At 64.0% G+C, this 21474-nt stretch carries 23 protein-coding genes; 10 read left to right on the top strand and 13 right to left on the bottom strand.

The window, feature by feature from the left end:
* Window positions 1-257: 257 nt before the first annotated feature.
* The 9 genes from WCL10_RS01465 to WCL10_RS01425 all read right to left on the bottom strand — a co-directional run bounded on the left by WCL10_RS01465 (window position 258) and on the right by WCL10_RS01425 (window position 9830).
* A complete protein-coding gene (locus tag WCL10_RS01465; RefSeq protein ID WP_336893831.1) occupies window positions 258-1313 on the bottom strand; it encodes a CAP domain-containing protein in 1056 nt (351 codons plus the stop codon).
* 9 nt (window positions 1314-1322) lie between these two features.
* Entirely contained in the window at window positions 1323-2231 is a 909-nt protein-coding gene (locus WCL10_RS01460) for a hypothetical protein (protein ID WP_336893830.1), read from the bottom strand.
* Between the two features lie 443 nt (window positions 2232-2674).
* Complete coding sequence (locus WCL10_RS01455; RefSeq protein ID WP_336893829.1) at window positions 2675-3829, bottom strand: acyl-CoA dehydrogenase family protein; 1155 nt, start codon at window positions 3827-3829, stop codon at window positions 2675-2677.
* A gap of 108 nt (window positions 3830-3937) precedes the next feature.
* On the bottom strand, window positions 3938-4900 hold the full coding sequence (locus WCL10_RS01450; RefSeq protein ID WP_336893828.1) for a ParB/RepB/Spo0J family partition protein: 963 nt from the start codon (window positions 4898-4900) through the stop codon (window positions 3938-3940).
* Window positions 4897-5673 carry a ParA family protein gene (locus WCL10_RS01445; protein WP_336893827.1) on the bottom strand — a complete coding sequence of 259 codons (777 nt, stop codon included), beginning with the start codon at window positions 5671-5673 and terminating at the stop codon, window positions 4897-4899. The genes WCL10_RS01450 and WCL10_RS01445 overlap by 4 nt, the downstream gene beginning before the upstream one ends.
* Window positions 5670-6284, bottom strand: coding sequence for a 16S rRNA (guanine(527)-N(7))-methyltransferase RsmG (gene rsmG / locus WCL10_RS01440; RefSeq protein ID WP_336893826.1), 615 nt, complete (start codon window positions 6282-6284; stop codon window positions 5670-5672). Before rsmG ends, WCL10_RS01445 begins: the two co-directional genes overlap by 4 nt.
* Window positions 6285-6337: 53 nt before the next feature.
* A complete protein-coding gene (mnmG, locus tag WCL10_RS01435) occupies window positions 6338-8185 on the bottom strand; it encodes a tRNA uridine-5-carboxymethylaminomethyl(34) synthesis enzyme MnmG (protein WP_336893825.1) in 1848 nt (615 codons plus the stop codon).
* Between the two features lie 60 nt (window positions 8186-8245).
* Window positions 8246-9541: a tRNA uridine-5-carboxymethylaminomethyl(34) synthesis GTPase MnmE gene (gene mnmE / locus WCL10_RS01430; RefSeq protein ID WP_336893824.1), complete on the bottom strand. Its 1296-nt coding sequence runs from the start codon at window positions 9539-9541 to the stop codon at window positions 8246-8248.
* A 13-nt stretch (window positions 9542-9554) separates the two neighbouring features.
* Window positions 9555-9830 carry a DUF6489 family protein gene (locus WCL10_RS01425; protein ID WP_336893984.1) on the bottom strand — a complete coding sequence of 92 codons (276 nt, stop codon included), beginning with the start codon at window positions 9828-9830 and terminating at the stop codon, window positions 9555-9557.
* Between the two features lie 112 nt (window positions 9831-9942).
* On the opposite strand from WCL10_RS01425, the gene WCL10_RS01420 reads away from it, so the two are divergent.
* Window positions 9943-10641, top strand: coding sequence for a dienelactone hydrolase family protein (locus WCL10_RS01420; RefSeq protein WP_336893823.1), 699 nt, complete (start codon window positions 9943-9945; stop codon window positions 10639-10641).
* Window positions 10642-10648: 7 nt separating this feature from the next.
* Here WCL10_RS01420 and WCL10_RS01415 read toward each other — a convergent pair whose 3' ends face one another.
* Entirely contained in the window at window positions 10649-11779 is a 1131-nt protein-coding gene (locus tag WCL10_RS01415) for an aspartyl/asparaginyl beta-hydroxylase domain-containing protein (protein WP_336893822.1), read from the bottom strand.
* A 91-nt stretch (window positions 11780-11870) separates the two neighbouring features.
* Between WCL10_RS01415 and WCL10_RS01410 the strand changes: the two genes are divergently transcribed.
* Window positions 11871-12254, top strand: coding sequence for a nuclear transport factor 2 family protein (locus tag WCL10_RS01410; protein ID WP_336893821.1), 384 nt, complete (start codon window positions 11871-11873; stop codon window positions 12252-12254).
* A 13-nt stretch (window positions 12255-12267) separates the two neighbouring features.
* Here the strand turns inward: WCL10_RS01410 and rho are convergent, their stop codons facing one another.
* Complete coding sequence (gene rho, locus WCL10_RS01405; RefSeq protein ID WP_336893983.1) at window positions 12268-13524, bottom strand: transcription termination factor Rho; 1257 nt, start codon at window positions 13522-13524, stop codon at window positions 12268-12270.
* A gap of 168 nt (window positions 13525-13692) precedes the next feature.
* Window positions 13693-14136: a CopD family protein gene (locus WCL10_RS01400; protein ID WP_336893982.1), complete on the bottom strand. Its 444-nt coding sequence runs from the start codon at window positions 14134-14136 to the stop codon at window positions 13693-13695.
* Window positions 14137-14266: 130 nt separating this feature from the next.
* Here WCL10_RS01400 and WCL10_RS01395 point away from each other — a divergent pair, with 130 nt between their 5' ends.
* Together WCL10_RS01395 and WCL10_RS01390 are read left to right on the top strand one after the other, a co-directional pair.
* Complete coding sequence (locus tag WCL10_RS01395) at window positions 14267-14656, top strand: hypothetical protein (protein WP_336893820.1); 390 nt, start codon at window positions 14267-14269, stop codon at window positions 14654-14656.
* A gap of 66 nt (window positions 14657-14722) precedes the next feature.
* Entirely contained in the window at window positions 14723-15691 is a 969-nt protein-coding gene (locus tag WCL10_RS01390; protein WP_336893819.1) for a hypothetical protein, read from the top strand.
* A gap of 11 nt (window positions 15692-15702) precedes the next feature.
* On the opposite strand, the gene hemE is transcribed toward WCL10_RS01390, so the two are convergent.
* A complete protein-coding gene (gene hemE / locus WCL10_RS01385) occupies window positions 15703-16740 on the bottom strand; it encodes a uroporphyrinogen decarboxylase (RefSeq protein ID WP_336893818.1) in 1038 nt (345 codons plus the stop codon).
* 355 nt (window positions 16741-17095) lie between these two features.
* On the opposite strand from hemE, the gene WCL10_RS01380 reads away from it, so the two are divergent.
* From WCL10_RS01380 to raiA, 6 genes are read left to right on the top strand one after another with little or no spacing between them, the layout of a single operon-like run.
* On the top strand, window positions 17096-17944 hold the full coding sequence (locus tag WCL10_RS01380) for a pyruvate, water dikinase regulatory protein (protein ID WP_336893817.1): 849 nt from the start codon (window positions 17096-17098) through the stop codon (window positions 17942-17944).
* A gap of 10 nt (window positions 17945-17954) precedes the next feature.
* On the top strand, window positions 17955-18539 hold the full coding sequence (locus WCL10_RS01375; RefSeq protein WP_336893816.1) for a nucleoside triphosphate pyrophosphatase: 585 nt from the start codon (window positions 17955-17957) through the stop codon (window positions 18537-18539).
* Window positions 18536-19390, top strand: coding sequence for a shikimate dehydrogenase (gene aroE, locus WCL10_RS01370; protein ID WP_336893815.1), 855 nt, complete (start codon window positions 18536-18538; stop codon window positions 19388-19390). Before WCL10_RS01375 ends, aroE begins: the two co-directional genes overlap by 4 nt.
* Window positions 19387-19989, top strand: coding sequence for a dephospho-CoA kinase (gene coaE, locus WCL10_RS01365; RefSeq protein WP_336893814.1), 603 nt, complete (start codon window positions 19387-19389; stop codon window positions 19987-19989). Before aroE ends, coaE begins: the two co-directional genes overlap by 4 nt.
* A gap of 40 nt (window positions 19990-20029) precedes the next feature.
* Window positions 20030-20719 carry a DNA polymerase III subunit epsilon gene (dnaQ, locus tag WCL10_RS01360; protein ID WP_336893813.1) on the top strand — a complete coding sequence of 230 codons (690 nt, stop codon included), beginning with the start codon at window positions 20030-20032 and terminating at the stop codon, window positions 20717-20719.
* Window positions 20720-20775: 56 nt separating this feature from the next.
* Window positions 20776-21342, top strand: coding sequence for a ribosome-associated translation inhibitor RaiA (raiA, locus tag WCL10_RS01355; protein WP_336893812.1), 567 nt, complete (start codon window positions 20776-20778; stop codon window positions 21340-21342).
* Window positions 21343-21474 lie beyond the last annotated feature (132 nt).

Below are 21474 nucleotides of genomic sequence, written 5' to 3'. Positions count from 1 at the left end.
CATGATCGGCTGCGTGTGCTTGTTATCTTTTTGGCCGGGGAGCTCGCGTCTGGTTGTCTTGGTGTTGCCCGAGACATGGAATGGGATAGCAAGTGCCCAAGCGGGCTATGTGATACTCCCTAGTAGATCGTCCTACCCACAATTAAAGAGTCCGAATCGGACATCATCGCCCGCTCGCAGGCAAACAACGCTGCCAAACTGGCAGCAATTTGCGTGATGGCTTTGCGTGCAGGCCGCGCGCTAAAAGCCACAGGCGATCAGCCGGCTATCGTGAAGGTATAACTGTAGCGCTCGCGCGGAGCGCCACGGACCCCGCTGATGGTCACGTCATAGCGCCTGCCGGTTTGCAGCCCCGACACCCGCCACGATAGGCAGTTGGCAACGCCATAATCCTCGTTGTCGTAAACGATGGCGCTGACAGCCAGCGGGCTTCCGCCGTCGCTGATGCTGACTTGTGCGCGGGAGAAGTCGACAGCGGCGGCATCGCCTGTGCCTCGCCTGCCCGTTACAACCGTAAACGACATGCGTGCGGCCGGGGAGAACTGGTTACTGGGATAGACGCCCTGCGGCCAGGCGATGAATTCGGGCCAGTATGCCGGGGATGGATCGTCGCCGGAGAAATCGAACACTTTCATGGCCGCAGAATCGATTGAGCTGCCGTCCGGGAGGACCTGGGCCACGCGGCCCAGGGCGGTACGGGTAAGGTAGGGATCGAGGATCCAGCGGCGATGCCCCAATTCATCACCATCGCCTTCGATCATCCATTGCGCCACGAGCTCGGCATCATCGGCAGGCGTTGAAATGCCGGATGCCGTGTTGAGAAGCAGATTTGAACTGCCGGCAGCGCGCGCGCCTGATGCGGTCCAACAGCGCCAGGAGGACGGCGGCGCGTGGCTGAGCGACAGGTTAGCGGCCATGATCAGCGCTGCGGCCGCTTCCTCTTGATCCCAGGCCGCGTCATAGACCACAGGCGCAAGGCCATGGCGGGCCCGCTCCGCGTTCACGGCTTTGACAAAGCTTGCCCGGGCGTCGTTGCTCAGCGTCCCCGGCTGACACCGCGCAACATCAGGCTCGGCACTATAGAGGCCAGGCGACGCCATCCGGTGATCGGCCCTGGCAGGTTCTGAGAAAACCGGGGCAGGGTCCGGGGCGAAATCCGGGGCGGAGGCGGAATCGTCCCCCGGCAGTTCGAACTCCTCCACCTCGTCGTCCGATTCGGTGATCGTCTCCACAACTTGCCCGTGCGCCGGGCTCGCCAAGGCCAGCATCAGCGCGAGAAACGCAGCCACCATCTGGCTTGCAGGTGTGAGCAAGGCCACGGATCAGCGCGCAGCAGGCGGTGTCATTGCGGTAACCACACCAACTTCCCGCAGCAGGCCGCTGGGCAGGCGTGTGTAGACCTTACCCGAGAAATCGACCTCATACTGGACATTCTGGGCGCGAAAGGTCCAGGCGAAGCTGGTGGTGGTAGCGGCGGCCTTTTCGCCGATGGGGTGGCTCTGGCCGTCGTACCCAACTATCCTGGCTCCATCGTCGACATAGTAGTCCAGCTTGTCGCCATAGAGGATCATGCGCGAGACGAAACTGCTGCGATCGCCCGGCGCACGCAGGGGATGGGCGACGAAATTCGGTTGTGGCTGCGGGGTGATCTTGTGATCGATCCGCGAAACGGCAAGCTCGGTCAGTTCCTGCGCATGGGCATTCTGCCAGCCGTAAGTAATGGCTTTCAGCCGGTCTGCGCGCCCGGGATGGGTCGGTGTCGCAGCTTCGGGGAGAATGGTGGCGGCGGCGCTTGTGGCATCGACCAGACTGGCACCGAGACGAGCCAGCACGAAGCCCGAGAACTCGTCCGCCTCCAGTTCATCCTTCCACGGCGTTGTCGAAGCGCGGAGTGTATGGCCTCCCAGATGGTGGCCGACTTCATGCGCGATCACGCTCATCGCTCCCCAATCTGGGCAGGCAGCGTTGGCAACCCGGGCCATGAAACGTGGATCGAAGAATATGATTCGCTGTCCGTTAACGACTTGGGCGGAAGCGGGGGTAGATGCGGTCGCAATCAGCACGAAGTTCATCTCAAGCCCGCTGACGCGTACGATGCGCTCAACCTGGGCACGGGCGAGGGCAAGGTCGTTCGCCGAACCTTTCTGATCGCTGTCGTCATAGTGCAACGGAAGCGAAGCCGCCGGGCCCTTGAGCGCGGTCTCGTTCAGCCGGAAGGCGTCACGGAGCATCGCGTCGGATACAAGGGGCACTGCTCGGCACATGCCGCGGTCGGCCGCTCTGGCCGTGATGGGATTAAAAGCGTAAGTCAGTGTTAACAAAAATATGATCCATCGGGATATTTTTGTTAGTGATTCCCGATTTAAATTGTTAACGAAATGTATTGTTCTACCATTTTTGTTCATGTTGAAGTCCCTGATTGGGAACCTAATCAATATTTAGTCCGATATGGATACAGTATTTTCGATAATGCGTAAGTATTTTTGCAGATTTGAGGTAATTATTCTCCAGCGGGCTGATGGAGCGCACCGCGCAGCCCCTTTCCCCGTGCGCGCGGGCATGGCACCGCCTGGCGGCTCTGGTCTGCGCGTCGGCCCACACCACAGGAAAAGGGCCCCGCCGGTTTCCCGGCGAGGCCCTTCTGCAGAAAGCTCGGGTTCTGGGTGGGGCAGCCTTAGAGCTTGCGGCCGATCAGTTCCTTCATGATCTCGTTGGTGCCGCCGAAAATGCGCGTCACGCGTGCTCCGCGCCAGGCGCGGGCAATGGCGTATTCGTTCATGTAGCCGGCGCCGCCGTGGAGCTGGAGGCACTTGTCCATGACTTCCCACTGCAGCTCTGTGTGCCACAGCTTGGCGGCAGCACCTTCCTCGGCGGTCAATTCGCGCTTGAGGTGGCGGGCCAGAGCCCAATCGAGGTGCGCCCAGCCCACCTGCAGCTTCGACTTGAGATCGGCGAGCGTGAAGCGGGTGTTCTGGAAGTCGAGGATCGGCTTGCCGAACGCCTTGCGCTCGCGGGTGAAAGCGACCGTGTCGTCAAACGCCTTCTGTGCCGAAGACTGCGCGCTGACGGCAATCGAGAGGCGCTCCTGCGGCAGTTCGCTCATCAGGTAGATGAAGCCCTTGCCTTCCTCGCCAAGGCAATTGGTGATCGGCACGCGCACGTCCTCGAAGAACAGCTCCGAGGTATCGGCTTCGTCCTGCCCGATCTTGTCGAGATTGCGGCCACGCTTGAAACCTTCGCGGTCCGCCTCGACCAGCACGATCGAAACGCCCTTCCACGCGGGCTGGACCTCAGTGTCGGTTTTGCAGCACACCAGGATAAGGTCGGCGTTCTGGCCATTGGTGATGTAGGTCTTCGACCCGTTGATCACGTAGTGGTTGCCGTCCTTCTTGGCGCTGGTGCGCATGCCCTGAAGGTCGGAGCCGGTGCCGGGCTCGGTCATCGCGATGGCCGTCACCACTTCGCCCGAGACCATCTTGGGCAGCCACTTGCGCTTCTGTTCTTCCGAACCATACGAGACGAGGTAGTTCACCACGATGTCGGACTGGAGCGAGAAGCCGGTCGCAACGCGGCCGTAGTAGGCGCTTTCTTCGTCGACGATGGCGTTGTAGCCGAAGTCGAGGCCAAGGCCGCCGTATTCCTCTGGGACAGTCGGGCACAGCATACCGAGCTCACCCGCCTTGGGCCAGATCGACTTTGGCACGATGCCCGCTTCGGCCCATTCATTGGCGTGCGGCGCGATTTCGGTTTCGAGGTAGCGCCGCACGGTCTGGCGAAACGCCTCGTGGTCCGGGGTATAGGCGGAGCGGGGGATCAGATCGAGCGACATGGCAAGCTCTCCGGTTCAGGTCTTTGTTACCCTGAGGGATACGCAAACCCGCCCGGCCCGGTCAATCGAAATTAATCGACCGATTAACATGCCCTTCGGTGCAAGCTGTCAGATCGCCCCGCCGGTGAGCCGCTGGCAGATGAGATCGAGTTGATCGAGCGTCTTGTAGCGGATCGTCACCGAACCGGTGCGCGGATCGGCATCCGCCTGAATCAAGACCTTGAGCCCCAGAAACTCCTCAAGATGGGCCTGCACCGCCGTGATATCGGCCGAACTGGCCGGATCCCGCTCCGCCCGTGCACGGCGCGGCGCGGTATCGGGACGCATCGCGCGCTTCGCAAGCCGCTCGACGTCGCGCACCGAAAGCCCCTTGCCCACCGTCTCCCGTGCCAGCGGCGCCGGATCAGGCAAGACAGCGAGGGCCCGCGCATGGCCCATGGAAAGAGCGCCGCGCTCAACCATGTCGAGCACTTCGCCCGGCAGGACCAGCAGCCGCATGAGATTGGCGACATGGCTGCGCGATTTGTCGACGAAGGTCGCAATTTCCTGCTGGGTCAGCCCATCCTGCTCGGAGAGCCGCTGATAGGCCCGCGCTTCCTCGATCGGGTTGAGATCCTCGCGCTGCAGGTTCTCGATCAGGGCCAGCGCCGTGACTTCGCGGTCGTCGAGCTGGCGGACAATCGCCGGAATCTCGTGCAGCCGCGCCCGCTGCGCCGCGCGCCAGCGCCGCTCGCCCGCAACGAGCTGATAGCGCCCGCCGCCCATGGGCCGCACCACCACCGGCTGGATCACTCCGCGCGCGGCGATCGAGCGCGCCAGTTCCTCGAGCGCATCCTCGTCGAAGTGGCGCCGCGGCTGTTCGGGATGCGGTTCGATTGAGGCGACCGTGAGCATGGCAAGCCCGCTCTGCGGCCCATTGCCATCCGCCGGGGCAGATACCGAAATGCGCGAGACCGCTTCCTCTCGCCGCGTCTCACCCAGCAGTGCGCCCAGCCCCCGACCCAGCGCGGGGCGCTTCGCCACTACCGGCTTCACAGCCAGTGTATCGCTGCCATCCGCTTCGCCGCTCATGCCGCTTTCCTCCGCTCAGGCAGGCGGCCAATCAGCTCGCGCGCCAGCTTCATGTAGGCCTGCGATCCGGCGCAGGCATGGTCATAGATAAGGGCAGGCAGCCCATGGCTCGGCGCTTCGGAAAGCCGGACGTTGCGCGGAATGACCGAATCGAACACGAGCCCATGCAGGCACGAGCGCACGTCATCGGCCACCTGGTCGGTCAGCCGGTTGCGCCGGTCGTACATTGTCAGCACGATGCCGAGGATACCGAGCGCCGGATTGAACCTTTCCTGCACCCGCTCCACCGTCTGCAGGAGCTGGCTCAATCCCTCGAGAGCAAAGAACTCGCACTGCAGAGGCACTAGCAGCGAATCGGCCGCAGACAGTGCATTGAGCGTCAGCAGCCCCAGCGAGGGCGGGCAATCAATCAGGCAGATGTCGTGGCCGGCATCCTCCGCCAGCGCGGTACGCAACAGGCTCGTGCGGTCCGGCAGGCTGACAAGCTCGACTTCCGCACCCGAAAGGTCGACCGTTGCCGGGATTATGTCGAGCCCGGGAATCCGCGTCGGGATCATGCAGGTGGCCACGCTCGCCTGCTCGATCAGCAGATCATAGGAGGAATGCGCCCGCTCCGCCGCCGAAATCCCAATCCCGGTTGAGGCATTGCCTTGGGGATCGAGATCGATCAGCAAGACCTTCCACCCCGTGGCCGCCAGCGCCGTGGCAATGTTGATCGCGGTTGTGGTTTTGCCCACACCGCCCTTCTGGTTCGCGACGGCAATCGTGATCATCGGCTTGAACCCCGCTTGCGCTTGCTCGAAACGGCCTTGCTGCTTTCGCGCCCCAGCAGACGGCCGGTGATGATTCCGGCGGCGGGATCGGTCAACGACTGTTCCACGTGAAACAGGTGATTCCATTCCGCCGACAGCGTTTCCAGTTCATGCTGTGCCTTGGCCCCCTTCGGCAACAACCAAAGTGTCTCCGGTGTGGAAAAACGCGCCGCAATCGCCAGCAACCGGTCGAGCGGCGCAAACGCACGCGCCGAGATCACCTGCCATTGCCGCGCGGGCAGGTCTTCCACCCGCGAGAGCACGACTTCGACATTGCCCAGCCCCATCAATGCCGCAGCCCGCGCCAACCACTCCGTCCGCAGGCGCCGCGAATCGACCAGTGTGACCGTCCTCTCCGGCTCCAGTGCCGCGATCACCAAGCCCGGAAACCCCGCCCCGCTGCCCAAGTCCAGCCATGCGCCCACGGGCACTGTTTCACGTGAAACATGGAGAAGCTGCGCACTGTCGAGCACGTGCCGCCGCCACACCGCCTCAAGCGATGCCCGCGCAACAAGGTTCTGCCGTGCATTCTCCTCCACAAGCGCATCCACCAGAACGGCGAGGCGGCGCATCGCATCCCCATGTCGCGCCGCGATCCATGTCCGTGCGTCCACCTCACCAAGCATCACACCGCGACCCTCCGCCGGGCCTGCACAAGGAGACTGGCAAGCGCAGCCGGGGTGATCCCGGGAACTTGTCCCGCCGCAGCCAAGGTATCAGGCCGCGACCGCTCAAGTCGCTCGACCATCTCACGCGAAAGCCCCGGCACTTCGCCATAGGGAAAGTCATCCCCCAGAGGCACGCCATCACTCGCCCGCAATTGCCTGAGCTCCGCCTCTTGACGCGCGAGGTAAGGTGCGTAGGCCGCATCCTCGACCATTTCCTCCGCAAGATCAGCACCTGGCATGGCATCACCCAACCAAGACCCCAGCACGCCAAAGTCCACCTCGGGAAAGCGCAGCCACTCCGCCAGCGGCCGCCGCACGCCATCCCCCCGCACCTTGACGCCATGGGCATTGAGATCACTTGGCAGAACCTGCTGCACCAGCGCCGCCTCAACCCGCGCCCGGGCCGATTGCCTATCCTCGAACCAACGCGCACGATCATCACCCACGCAGCCGGCCGCCAATGCCAGCGGCGTAAGCCGCGTGGAAGCATTGTTCGCCCGCAATCGCAGCCGATACTCGGCACGTGCGGTCAGCATGCGATAGGGCTCCGAGACGCCATGCAATGTCAGGTCATCGACCATTACCGCCATATAGCTCGAGGCCCGATCAATCGCTGCCGGTTCACGCCCCAGCACCGCGGCTGCCGCGTGCATGCCAGCGAGCAGCCCTTGCGCCGCCGCCTCCTCATAACCGGTTGTGCCGTTGATTTGTCCCGCACAATAGAGCCCAGGGATTGCCCGCACCTCCAGGCTGCGGCGGAGTGTGCGGGGATCGATATGGTCATACTCAACCGCATAGCCCGGTACGAGAATCTCGACCGCCTCAAGTCCTTCCATCGAACGCATCATCGCCACCTGAACATCGGTGGGCAATGACGTCGAGACGCCATTGGGATAGATCGCATGGTCATCCAGGCCCTCAGGCTCGAGGAACACCTGGTGTCCATCACGGTCGCCAAAGCGGTGGATCTTGTCCTCGATCGAGGGACAATAGCGCGGGCCGTGCGCATCGATCGCCCCGCTGAACAGCGGTGAACGGTCAAGCCCGGCGCGAATGATCTCGTGTGTTCGCAGGTTCGTCCGAGCAATCGCGCAAAACACCTGCGGCAGAACGCGTGAGCCCGTCATGGCCGACATTGTCCAGGGCTCGGCATCGCTCGGCTGAACCGGTAGCCGCGCCCAGTCTATAGTCCGCCCGTCAAGGCGGGGGGGCGTCCCGGTTTTCAGCCGTGCCATCGGCAGGTCCGCCGCACGGAGTTGCTCGGCCAGCCTGTGCGCGACGCTCTCGCCAATGCGCCCGCCCTCCATGCGCTCCTCGCCGCGAAACAACCGCCCGCCGAGGAATGTGCCTGTGCAAAGCACAACCGCCTGCGCCGCCAGTTCGGTTCCATCCCCCAGCACAACGCCGGCCACCGCCGAGCCCGCCATGCTGAGCGCAGCAGCTTCACCCGGCACCACGGTCAACTCGTCCTGCGCTGCCACCATGCGCTGGATCGCCGCGCGAAACCGCTTGCGGTCAGCCTGCACACGAGGACCGTGCACAGCACTGCCTTTGCTGCGATTGAGCATGCGATAATGAATCGCCGCTTCGTCCGCCGCACGTGCGATCAGTCCATCGAAGGCATCGACCTCCCGAACCAGATGCCCCTTTCCCAAACCGCCAATCGCCGGGTTACAGGACATCGCGCCAATCATTGCAGGGTCAAAACTGACCAGGGCGGTGCGCGCGCCCATCCGCGCGGCGACCGCAGCCGCCTCGACGCCGGCGTGCCCGCCGCCGACCACGATGATGTCGAACTGGTGCATGGCGCCCCGATATGCGATTCGGCCCGCCGCGTCAAAGCAGGCGATGTTTCACGTGAAACATCACTTGCCGATGCAAAACCGGCCAAACAGCGCATCAAGCATATCCTCGGTTCCGGCACGCCCGACCAGCCGATCGAGCGCAACCCGCGCAAGGCGCAAGCTCTCCGCCGCGAGCAAGGCATCAGTCTGAAGCGCCGCCTCGCGCAAGGCCTCGGCCAAATCGCCCAGCAGCCCGTGCTGGCGCGCGTTCAACGCCACGTCACCGGGCGCAGGCAGCGCAGCACGCGCATGCTCGATAAGTCCCGCACGCAGGTCCTGCAGTCCCTCCCCTGTCAGTGCCGACACGCGATGGCGCGCACCGTGCTTCACCGGCGCATCGCCCCGGTCACATTGCGCGGCCACTTCCCACACCGCTCCCTCGCGCGGCCCGGTGCCCTCGGGGCCAAGCCATAGAACGAGGTCGGCGCGCTCGGCCTCCGCATAGGCGCGGGCAATGCCGATCCGCTCGATCTCGCCTGCCCCCTCACCGCGAAGTCCAGCCGTGTCGACAAAAGTGAACGGCACACCGCCCAACGCCACAGCGCGCACCAGCACATCCCGCGTGGTTCCGGGCTCGGATGCGGTGATTGCCGCCTCATCCTCAACCAAAGCATTGAACAGTGTTGATTTTCCGGCATTGGGGGGGCCTGCGAGCACCACCCGAAAGCCCTCACGCAACGGCTCCGCACGGGGACGGGCCAGCCAAGTCGCCAGTTCCTCCACCAACGCGTCGCTCGCAGCGGCAAAGCCATCTGGTAGCCCTCCAGCTCCTTCGTCGATATCATCGTCCCCGGCAAAATCGAGCGCGGCCTCCAGCGCGGCGGAGAGCGCCAATACCCGGGCGCGCCAGCCAGCCACATGCTGCGAAAGCGCGCCGCCGGCCATCGCCATCGCGGCACGCCGCTGCAGTTCGGTCTCGGCAGTGAGCACATCGGCTAGGCCCTCCGCTTCCGCCAGATCGATCCGGCCGTTGGCGAAAGCGCGGCGCGTGAACTCGCCAGGTTCGGCACGCCGCAAGCCCGGCAGCACCGCCAGCGCCGACTCAACCGCTGCGACGACCGCACGTCCGCCATGGAGATGCAATTCGGCACAGTCCTCACCCGTTGCGGTGCGAGGTCCGGGCAGCCACAGCGCCAAAGCCCGGTCAAGCAGCTCACCTTCGGTACCGCGCAATTCGGCGAGCACGGCACGGCGGGGCAATGGCAGCTTCCCCGCCATGGCTGCGAGCGCCGACCCCGCTTCGGGCCCACTCACACGGATTACCGCGATGCCGGCGGGCGGCGCGCCGGAACTGAGCGCAAAAATCGTATCGATCACACTGGTGGTTCGCTCAGGACTTGGGTTTCTCGCCAGCAGCGCCCGACTTGAATCCGGCCATCGCGGCGCCCGCGCCTTGCTCCACGAACTGCTGAAACAGCTTGAGCCCCATTTCGCCCATCGGTGTGATCTGCTTGGCAAAGCCCTGCAGCTGATCCACGCTGTTCATGCCTTGCATCGCCTTGGCGATGGCATCGACGTAAACGCCATTGGCGCGGGTCACATCGGGCAGGCCCAGGAAGCGCCGCGCCTCCTCGGGCGTGCATTCAACCTCGACATTGACTTTCATGGCGGCACCCTTCTCGCTGGTTGGCCTCAACACTGTCATGCACGCTTGGCAAAGTCCACGTCGGCGGCCAAACAACGCATCGACCAACAGCAACCGCAGAAGGACAAGCACCATGGGCGAGAAGACGACGATTCCTTCCCTCGACGGCGAGAACGAGATTCCCGTCTACATCGCCGTCCCCGATGATCAAACCGAAGCTGCCATCATCGTCATCCCGGAGATCTTCGGGGTGAATGCCGGCATCCGCCAGAAATGTGACGATTGGGCCGCGCTCGGCTATGTCGCACTCGCGCCCGACATCTTCTGGCACTTCGCCCCCGGGGCAGAACTCGATCCCGACGTGCCGGAAGAGTTCCAGCAGGCAATCGGATATTTCGGACAGTACAACCCCGACCTCGGCGTTCAGGACATCGAAGCGGCGATCCACTGGCTGCGCCACGAGCAGGCGGTGGACAATGTCGGCCTCGTCGGCTTCTGCCTTGGTGGACGCATGGCCTATATGGCCGCTGCGCGCACCGATATCGATGCCTCAGTCGGCTACTACGGCGTGATGATCGACCAGATGCTGGGCGAGGCGCACGCGATTGCGAACCCGCTGATGCTGCATATCCCGACTGCCGATCATTTCGTCGGACCGGAAGCACAAGCAGCGATCCACGCTGCGCTCGATTCGCATCCCAAGGTCGTGCTCCACGATTACGTTGGCCTCGATCACGGCTTCGCTGCAGACATGGGCTCGCGCCGCGACGAAGGAGGCGCCAGCCTCGCTGATGAGCGGACGCGCGATTTCTTCAAGGCGCACCTTACCTGAGGTAACCTCAGGCCGCGCCGTCGTAGCCCGCAATGCCTTCGAGCAACCGGGCTATCGCGGCGCGGTCCGCCTCGGGCACTTCCGGCCGCCAGATCTCGAACAGCAGGACCGTGCGGATCTCGGGCCCTGCATTGCGCGCTTCGTGCTCCATGGAATCATCGAAAATCAACGGCACGCCCGGTTCCCAGGTGCGCGTCTCGCTACCCACCCGCAAGGTGCACCGGGGTGCCGTCCTGATCGGCACATGGCAGATCAGCCGCGTGTTGAGCATGCCGAAATGCGGCGCGATGTGCGTCCCGGGCCTTAGCCGTGACCACAGGGCATTCGGCGCACGCCCCGGTATAATCGGCATCGGCGCATGCGCCAATGCCGCCATGGTCGCAGGGCAGCGCACAGCATTCTCCGCGACAGGCGCGCCATCTTTCCAGAAGTAGAACGCGCCCCACGAAGGATCGCCCAGCAGCGGATTGTTCGGCGCGGGCCGATCTGCCGAGGCTGTGACGTAGGGCGCAAAACTATCGCCCGCAATCGCGTCGAGCTCGGCCTGCATCGCGGGCAGCAGCGCCAGCATTTCGAGAAGCCATGGGAAGTCGGCCGGATCGTAGAAGCGCCGCTGCGGCAGGCCAGGGTAATAGAACAGTGATGGCTGCTGCAGATCGATCTGCCGCGTCCCCCTGAGCAGCCCAAGGGCCTCTTCCATGGTCGGTGAAAGCCCATCACCCACAACCTGATCGAGATGCCGGCGAAAGGCCTCATCAGCCTCGCTCATGAAAGCCTGCGCCGCCGCGGCCACACCTTCCATCCCGCGTGGCAGCCCGCTGACTGCTGCCTGCGCCAGCGCTGTCGCGTAAAAGCTCACCGCTGCCCGGTCATCCCCCGCCCGCTGCCACAATTGCCCTTTGGCGAGCAGCGCGCCCACGTCGCGCGGCGCGAGGGCCAGTTGCCGGTCTAGGGCAGCCTCTGCTGCGCCGTGGTTACCCAGCGCCAGCTCCGCCTGTGCCAAGGCAGGCCAGGGCATGCGCCCGGCCACCATGACCTCTGCCGCTGCCCGCAGCGCCCGAGCCGCCCGCGCCGCGTCGCGCGCCCTGAGCGCGGCCAGCCCTTCGGCAACCAGGGTATCGGGCGAAGCGGTTGTCATCGCTGCACGGTTAGCGCAAACCTGCGCTGGATCAATGCCGCGCCGCCCGCAGGGGCGCAACAAGGCAGCGCAATACAAAGGAGAGAGACCCATGCACACCGGCCTCGCCGCCTGGCACCGCTACATGCAGACCGGCGACACAGCCCTGCTTGCAGAACTGATTGCGCCCGATGCGGTGTTTCATTCGCCTGTGGTGCACACCCCGCAGGAGGGGCAAGGAAAGGTGCTCATGTACCTCACCGCCGCCGGTCAGGTCTTTGCGGATACCGGCTTTACCTATGTCCGCGAACTGGTGGACGGCCCCGAAGTCCTGCTTGAATTCACTGCGACGGTCGATGGCATTCACGTCAACGGTATCGACCTGATCCGCTTCGACCTAGAAGGAAAGATCATTGATTTCAAGGTCATGGTGCGGCCGCTCAAGGCCATGAACAAGCTGTGGGAAATGATGGCGGCCACGCTCGAAAAGCGCTGACCGCCCTCAATCCTTACTGGTTCATCGTGGCGAAGAAGTCCTCGTTGGTCTTCGAGTTCTTCATCTTGTCGAGCAGGAATTCCATCGCGTCGATCGTGCCCATCTGCATGAGGATGCGACGCAGCACCCACATCTTGCTGAGCTGATCGGTCGGAACCAACAGCTCTTCCTTGCGCGTGCCGCTCTTGCCCACGTCGAGCGCAGGGAAGATGCGCTTGTCGGCAACCTTGCGGTCGAGCACGATTTCCGAGTTGCCGGTGCCCTTGAACTCTTCGAAGATCACTTCGTCCATGCGGCTGCCGGTATCGATGAGCGCGGTGGCAATGATGGAAAGCGAGCCGCCTTCCTCGATGTTGCGCGCCGCGCCGAAGAAGCGCTTCGGCCGCTGCAGCGCGTTTGCGTCCACACCGCCCGTCAGCACCTTGCCCGAGCTCGGCACCACTGTGTTGTAGGCGCGGCCGAGGCGGGTGATCGAATCAAGCAGGATGACGACATCGCGCTTGTGCTCGACAAGGCGCTTGGCCTTCTCGATCACCATTTCGGCAACCTGCACGTGCCGGCTGGCAGGCTCGTCGAAGGTCGAGGATATGACCTCGCCCTTCACGCTGCGCTGCATGTCCGTCACTTCCTCGGGCCGCTCGTCCACCAGCAGCACCAACAGGAACACTTCCGGATGGTTATCGGTAATGGCCTTGGCCATGTTCTGCAGCAGCACCGTCTTGCCGGTGCGCGGCGGCGCCACGATCAGCGCGCGCTGGCCTTTGCCCTGAGGACTGACAAGGTCGATCACACGGGCCGACTTGTCCTTGACCGTGGGATCGAGGGTATCAAGGCGCAGGCGCTCGTTCGGATAAAGCGGTGTCAGGTTGTCGAAGTTCACGCGGTGGCGCACCGCGTCGGGATCGTCGAAGTTCACCTTGATGAGACGGGTGATCGCGAAATAGCGCTCGCCGTCCTTGGGAGCGCGGATCTCGCCTTCCACGGTGTCGCCCGTGCGCAGGCCCCATTTGCGGACCTGGTTGGGCGAAACATAGATGTCATCCGGCCCCGCCAGATAATTCGCCTCGGGGCTGCGCAGGAAGCCGAAACCGTCCGGCAGCACTTCGATCGTGCCGATGCCGAGAATTTCCTCGCCGTCCTCCGCTACTTCCTTGAGGATCGCGAACATGAGGTCCTGCCGCCGGAGCGTGCTTGCGCCCTCGACATCGAGTTCCTCCGCCATCTGCACGAGTTCGGCGGGCGTCTTTTTCTTCAGTTCCTTGAGATGCATGGGCTTGGGCTTCATCCGAAAGGGGGCAAGTGCGCGCGCCGGTGGGTCATTGGGCTTGGGGAAAGCGGACCTTGGAGAAGCAGGCGCATGACGGCGGCTGCCCGAAACCGGATTGCTTTCCGCGCATAAGCCGGGCCACCCCCTTCGTCAACGTCGAAGCGGCTAGGCTCAGAATGGCTTCACGATCACCAGCACAACGATCAGCGCGGCGGTCACCCCGGGCACTTCGTTCAGCAGGCGCAGCTGTCGGCCGGTAAGCTGCCGCTCGCCTCGCTCCAGCCTCTTGGCGTAACTCGCAAGCCAGACGTGATAGGCCGAAAGCACCAGAACCAGCGCCAGCTTCGCGTGGAACCAGCCTTGGGTATACCACTCCGCGCTCACCGCCATGGCAAGGCCAAAGCCCCAGACCACGAACAACGAGGGCCACATGATGATTTTCAGAAGCTTGCGCTCGCGGTCCACCCAGATCGCATTTTCCGGAGACCCTTCGGGCGCTTCCTGATGATAGACGAAAAAACGCGGCAGCATGAACAGACCCGCCATCCAGAAGATCACGAAGATGACATGGCCGGCCTTGAGCCAGAGATAAAGCATGGCGAGAACCTGCAGCATGAGCCGGACTGTAGCGCTATCGCGCCCCGCCCGGAACTTGGGAATTGGTGGTTCACCCAAGTGGCCTGCGCGCTGCGGGCGGTCAAGCGCGGGGTTGCTGGCACGTAGACGGACTTGTAGAGTCGCCGCCATGATCGCCTTGCGCCAGCGCCTGTTCCGGCATCGCAATGCTGCGATGATATTGCTGGCGCTGGCGTTCGCGCTGCGCGCACTGATCCCGCAAAGCATAATGGCCGCGCCCGATGCGGCGCGCGGGATCACGGTTCTGCTGTGCGATGGCTCCGGCCCCGCTGCGCGCATCGTGCTACCCATGGGCGAAAAGCCGGCAAAGCCTGCCGCGCAAGGGGCATGCCCGTTCGCGGTCCTGGCCCAGGCCGCGCTTGGCATTGAGCCAAACCCGTGGACACTTGGCCCCGCCGCGCCGCGTCACCTGATACGCGTTGCTGCAAGCACGGCATTTCGCCTGAGCGGCGCAACACGGCACCATCCTCCCGCCCGAGGTCCACCCGCAGCAGTCTGAGCCTTCACCCTATCAGACCTGCACAAGGCCGCCGCGTAATGGCGGCCAGACCCACGGACACGACCCATGCGCCTATTCGCCACGGCGGTGCTTTGCGCCGCGCTCACGCCTGTTCCCGCAATTGCCTGCGCCAGCTGCGGTTGCACCTTCACGTCCGATTGGCTCTCGCAAGGACTCATGACCCAGCCCGGCCAGGCAATCACCATCCGCTATGACTACGTTCCTCAATCACGCCTGCAAACGGGCACGGACCCGATTGATCCCACGAGCATAGACCTCCCTCCAGAGCGCGAGATCGAACGCCGTACCGACAACCACTACCTCACATTCGCGTATGATCGCCAGTTCGCAAGCGACTGGGGTATCAACGTCGCGCTCCCCATGCTCTGGCGCCCGCACCGCACAATTGCGGAGGAGACCACCGGGGAAACCCGCTCCAACGGCAAAGGTATCGGCGACATGCGCATCATGGTGCGGTGGCAAGGCCTCTCGCGCCCCGGCAGCGTTACCGGATTGCAGGCAGGGCTTACACTTCCCACGGGGAACTTCCACCGCCGCTTCGCAAGTGGGCCCGAAGCCGGAGAGCTGATTGACCGCGGGCTCCAGCCGGGCACAGGCACAGTGCAGGCCTTGCTCGGCGCCTATCACTATCGGCGCCTCACCAGCGATGTTGCGCTGGTCGCGCAAGGCCAGGTCCATTTCGCGCTTGGCCGCCGCGAAGGCTTCCGACCCGGCACCGTCGGCGAAGCCTCACTCTCGGTGCAATGGCTCGGTCTCAAGCTCGGTTCGAAGCGCGGCCGGCTGATTCCCGAACTTCAGCTGAACACCCGGATAACTGGCAAGGACGGCGGACCGGCATCAGACAGGACAAACAGCGGCGGCGAGCAAATCTATCTCGCCCCGGTTATGACCGCCCGGCTAAGCCCGACACTTGCGCTCTACGCCAATCTGCAGGTCCCACTTTATCAGCGGGTCAGCGGCTACCAACTCGTTCCACGCCTGATCGCCTCGACCGGCCTGCAGGTGCGCTTCTAGCGAACCGTCCCTCAGTGCTCCCAGGCCCGCACGACTTCGAGCAAGCGCTCGACGTGCGGGATGGGCGTGAACTGGCCGATGCCATGTCCAAGATTGAACACATGGGGGCGGTCGGCAAAAACATCGAGCACCCGGCGCGCACCGTCTTCGAGCGCGGGGCCCCCGGCCAGCAGCAGAAGCGGATCGAGATTGCCCTGCACCGGGAGCCCGGCAGGCAGGGCTTTTGCCGCCCACACCGGATCGATCGTCTCGTCCACCCCGATCGCATCAACCCCGGTGCCCTCGGCATAAGCCGCGAGCTTTTCGCCTGCGCCCTTGGGAAAACCGATGATCGGCACTTCGGGATGCAGCTTGTGCATCGCTTCGGTGATCCGCGCATTGGGCCCGATTACCCAGCGCTCGAATTCGCTCGGCGCAAGGCTGCCCGCCCAGCTGTCGAACAATTGCAGCCCTTCCGCGCCCGCTTTCACCTGGCCGCTGAGGTATTCCACCGTCACATCGACAATGGCATCGATGATCGCCTGGAACGCGCCCGGATCGCGATAGGCCAGCGCCCGTGTCTCGTGCTGGTCGCGGCTGCCCTCGCCCGCGACCATGTAGGTCGCGATAGTCCAGGGGCTACCTGCAAAGCCCAGCATAGTGGCCTCAGGCGGCAAGGCAGCGCTTACCAGCGCCACGGTATCATAAATCGGGGAAAGGCGCTCAGGCACGCTCCTGAGCGTCTCCAGCCCCGCATCGAGCAGACGGGGCGAGAGTGCCGGACCTTCCCCGGCAAGAAACTGGAGATCCTGACCCATCGCATAGGGCACGATCAGGATGTCCGAAAACAGGATCGCCCCATCGAAGCCGAAACGGCGCAGCGGCTGGAGCGTGATTTCCGCCGCGGCCTCGGAATCATACACCAGCGCAAGGAAACCACCCTTCTCGGCACGCAACTCGCGGTACTCGGGAAGGTAGCGTCCCGCTTGGCGCATCAGCCAGATCGGACGGCGGGAAAGATTGGCACCCTTGAGGGTGGCGAGAAGCGGCTTTTCTGCAGGGCTAGGCATCAGTGCGTCGGTCCAAATCAAATCTATAGATTCTTTTGAATCAGATTGAGGTAGTTAGTTGGCCCTGTGGAAAGCGGGGACAGCATGCATTTGCCCGAATTGTCCTGCTGTCTCCACAAAAAAGCGTGTCACCGACTCCGAACGGTTCCGGAGGCAAGCGAAACTTGTCCCCATTGTCCCCGGCCTGTGGACAGACTGGCGCGCCTGTTCGCAAACGGCCTATCCGAATGCCGAAGCCGGGGGCACAATCTCAGCGTAAACTTGTCGCCGGTTTCATGCCGTGGTTTATCCTATCGCAATCCACAGCCCTCTCCCGGGGGCAACGGCTCTGTCCCGGAGCGGACCAGGAACTTCGATGGCGCGCTTGCACCTGCACCTCCTGTCGGACTCGACCGGCGAAACGCTCGAGATGATCGCCAAGGCGGCGCTTGCGCAGTTCGACGATGCCGATGTCGTGCGCCATTTCTGGCCGATGGTCCGCTCGCAGCAGCACCTCGACCGGATCATGGGAGAAATCGCCGCCAATCCCGGCCTTGTGCTCTTCACTATGGTCAATGCCGAAACGCGCCAGCGTTTGCAAAGCCGCTGCGCGGCGCTGGGGCTGCCCAGCGTGCCCGCGCTTGATGCCGTCACGCTCGCGCTCGAAGCCCAGCTTGGTCAGCCCGCGAAGGGACGGCCCGGCCGCCAGCACGCGATGGACGAAGCCTACTTCCGCCGAGTCGAAGCGATCCAGTTCACCATCGCCCATGATGACGGCATCGCGTGGGAAGACTGGGAAGCTGCCGACATTGTGCTGGCAGGTGTATCGCGCTCCTCCAAGACGCCGACCGCGATCTATCTTGCCAACCGCGGCTACCGCGTCGCCAATATCCCCGTCGTGGTGGAAAGCCCGCCGCCGCCTGCGCTGTTCAGTTTGCGCAGGCCTCTCGTTGTCGGCCTCACCACCAGCCCTGAGCGGTTGATTCAGGTTCGTCGCAATCGCTTGCTATCCTTGAACCAGGCGCCTGAAACCGCCTACGTCGACAGCGACCATGTTGCGCGCGAAGTGCAATATGCCAGACGGATGTTCGCGGATAACGGCTGGCCGGTGATTGACGTCTCGCGCCGCTCGATCGAGGAAACCGCCGCCGCGGTGATCAACCTTTTCAATGAACGCAGCATCGAGGGCGGCGGTGGTGGTACCGGAGGAGGACGCGCTCTGTGATGGTGATCAAATGCTGATACTGGCGTCCCAAAGTGCGAGCCGCAAGGCCATGCTTGAAGCGGCGGGTGTGCCGTTCGAGGCGCGTGGCTCAAGCGTCGACGAGGCGGAAATCAGGCGCGAGCTGATCGGCGTGCCTGGCGGCGAGGTCGCGCTCATTCTGGCCGAGGCCAAGGCGCTTGCAGTCTCGGTCGGAGCACCGGGCAGGCTCGTACTCGGCGGTGATTCACTGGTCGAGGTCTGTGGCCGCCTGTTCGACAAGCCCGCAAGCCGCGCTGATGCGGCCAGACACCTTGCCTTCTTCTCGGGGCAGACCATGCACCTCCATTCTGCGGCAATTCTCGTGCGCGATGGCGTACCGGCCTGGCGCCACGTCGAAACCGCAAAGCTGCGCGTGCGCGCACTCTCGCCCGACTTCATCGAGAGCTATCTTGCGCAGGAATGGCCAGCCGTCGGCGCTTGCGTCGGCGTATTCCGTATTGAGGCGATGGGTGTCCAGCTCTTCGAGCATATCGAGGGAAGCCATTTCACCGTGCTCGGCATGCCGCTCCTTGCTCTGCTTGCTGCATTGCGAACCCAGGGCGAGATTGCCACATGAGCCGTCCTTATGCCGAAGTTATCGGTGATCCCATTGCCCAGTCCAAATCCCCTGCGATTCATGGCTTCTGGCTGGGGCATCTCGCCATTGACGCCGCCTACAGAGCGTCCAGAGTCGACAAGCGTGACCTCGGTGAATTCCTCGCCAGCCGCCGCACCGACAGGAATTGGCGCGGCTGCAATGTCACAATGCCGCACAAGCAGGCGGTCATTCCCTCCCTCGACCGCCTTGATCCGCTTGCCGCCAGCGTCGGCGCTGTCAACACGATCGTACCGGAAGACGGCCAGCTTGTTGGCTACAACACCGACGTGCCAGGCTTTCTCGAACCCTTGCGAGCGCTGCTCGATCAGACGCACTACTTCCGCATGGCCCGCATTCTGGGCACCGGCGGTGCAGCGCGTGCGATAGTGAAGGGTCTCGCCGACGAAAAACTCGTCATCGTCCTCGCCGGACGAGATCCAGCCAAGGCGCGCGCGCTGCTCGACGAGCTCGATCCCGCGGGCGAGCACCATGCGGTCGATATCACGCACTTCGCCAGTCCCACCGACTTTTCCTTCGACGACCGCGAAGGGTGCCTCGATCTCGTGGTCAATGCTTCCTCGCTCGGCATGACCGGTCAACCACCGCTCGCCTTCGACATGAGCCACGCGCCGCCGGGTTCGGTCTTCTACGACATTGTCACCAGCCCGCTCGACACTGCCTTTCTGCAGTCCGCGCGCGCTGCCGGCTTCCGCACGGTAGACGGCCTCTCAATGTTGATCGGCCAGGCCGACCATGCTTTCCGCCGCTTCTTCGGCAAGGTCCCCCCGCGCGAGGCCGATGCCGCGCTGCGCGCGGTACTCGCTGCATGAGCGGGCCCTTTATCCTCGGCCTCACCGGGTCAATCGGCATGGGCAAATCCGCAGTTGCGCTTATGCTGCGTGAGCTTGGCGTGCCGGTGTTCGACGCCGATGCCACAGTCCACCGGCTGCAGGGGCCCGGCGGAGCGCTCCTTGCGCCAATCGAGTCGGCCTTTCCCGGAACGACAGGCTCCGGCGGTGTCGATCGCCCGGCGCTCGGTGCGCGGGTGTTCGGCGACCCTGCCGCGCTGGCGCGGCTGGAAGCGATCGTCCACCCCGCAGTCGCGGACGAACGCGCGACGTTCATGCTTGAACATGCCGGCGAGCCGCTTGTCGTCTTCGATATCCCGCTGCTTTATGAGAAAGGCCACGGCTCCGGGCTCGACGCGGTCGTGGTGGTATCCGCACCGGGCGAACTCCAGCGTGCCCGTGTGCTTGCGCGCCCTGGTATGACCCCGGAAAAGTTCGCCCAGATCCTCGCCCTGCAAGTGCCCGATGCCGAAAAACGCGCCCGCGCCGACCACGTGATCGACACTGGCGTAACGCTCGCGGAAACCCGCGCAGAGGTGTCAGCCCTGGTCGCATACATACGGCAAAAAAACCCTCGCTGAAGCCTTGCAACCCCCCTCTTGCGGGTCCAGACTACAGCAAATGCGTGAGATCGTTTTCGATACAGAGACGACCGGACTAGACCCGCAAAGCGGTGACCGGCTTGTGGAAATCGGCTGCATCGAGATGGTCAACCGCGTGCCGACGGGCGCGGTTTTCCATGCCTATTTCAACCCCGAACGCTCCATGCCGGCCGAGGCCGAGGCCGTTCACGGCCTTTCGAGCGCCTTCCTTGCCGACAAGCCCCGCTTTGCCGAACGGGCGGACGAGCTGCTCGATTTCCTCGGCGATGCCCCGCTGGTCGCACACAATGCCGGCTTCGATTTCGGCTTCCTCAACGCCGAACTAGCCATTTGCCAGCGTACGCCGGTGGACCGCGCGCGCATGGTCGATACGGTGGCCATTGCCCGGCGCAAGCACCCCGGCGCCAAGCTCAGTCTTGATGCACTGTGCTCGCGCTATGGGATCGATCGCAGCCATCGTGTCCGCCACGGCGCGCTGCTCGATGCCGAATTGCTCGCCCAGCTCTACGTCGAGCTTATGGGCGGCCGACAGATCGGCCTTGAACTGGCTGCGGAAGTCGCGGTCATCCAGGCGCCTTCCGCTGCGCCGGTGGTACCGGTCAGGCCCCGCGGGATGCGACCGGCTCGGCCCCATGCACCCAGCGCGGAGGAGCTTGCCCGCCATGCCGCGTTCGTCGAAGCGATCAGCGGAGCCATCTGGCTACGATGAACCCGGCTTGCCTGGCCTCCGCCAGGCAAGCCGATTGATCCAAGGAGAGTGGACTTATGGATATTCGCGTTTCGGGCCATCAGGTCGATACCGGCGCCGCTTTCGAAGCCCATGCCGAGGCGCGTCTGTCCGCGATTGTCGACAAGTACTTCTCTCGAGCGCTCACCTCGCACGTCACGCTGGGCAAAGCGCCGCACGGCGGCTTTCGGTGCGATATCGTCACGCATGTCGCACAGGGGCTGATCCTGAAGGGCAGCGCGGTGGCGCAAGACGCGCATGTCGCGCTCGACCAGTCGGCTGAGAAGATCGACAAGCAGCTGCGCCGCTACAAGCGGCGGATCACCGCGCGGCAGGACCAGGCTGATCATGCCCGGCGCGAGGAAGATGCCGCCTATACCGTGTTCATGGTCGAGGAAACCGAGACAGAAGAGCCCGCCGATGCGCCGCTCGTGATTGCCGAAACCCGGGTGGATGTGCCGACCGCGAGCGTATCAGACGCGGTGATGATGCTTGATCTGCGCAATACCAATGCTCTGCTGTTCAAGAACGCGGGCACGGGCGTGCACAACATGGTCTATCGCCGCGGGGATGGCTCGATCGGATGGGTTGAACCGGCGCATTGACCGAGGCGGCAAACTGCACGTCTGCCCGATGCCGACGGCAGGACCTTCTCCCGTTCCCCGCGCGATTCGGCGCTTGCACCGCGCCGCGTTCGGGCGCATGGGCCGCTCCACATCAGGCGTGCAAACGCATTT

The sequence above is a fragment of the Novosphingobium sp. genome (assembly GCF_037133355.1).
Lineage (GTDB): Bacteria > Pseudomonadota > Alphaproteobacteria > Sphingomonadales > Sphingomonadaceae > Novosphingobium.
This window is presented reverse-complemented; position numbering and strand designations above follow the sequence as displayed.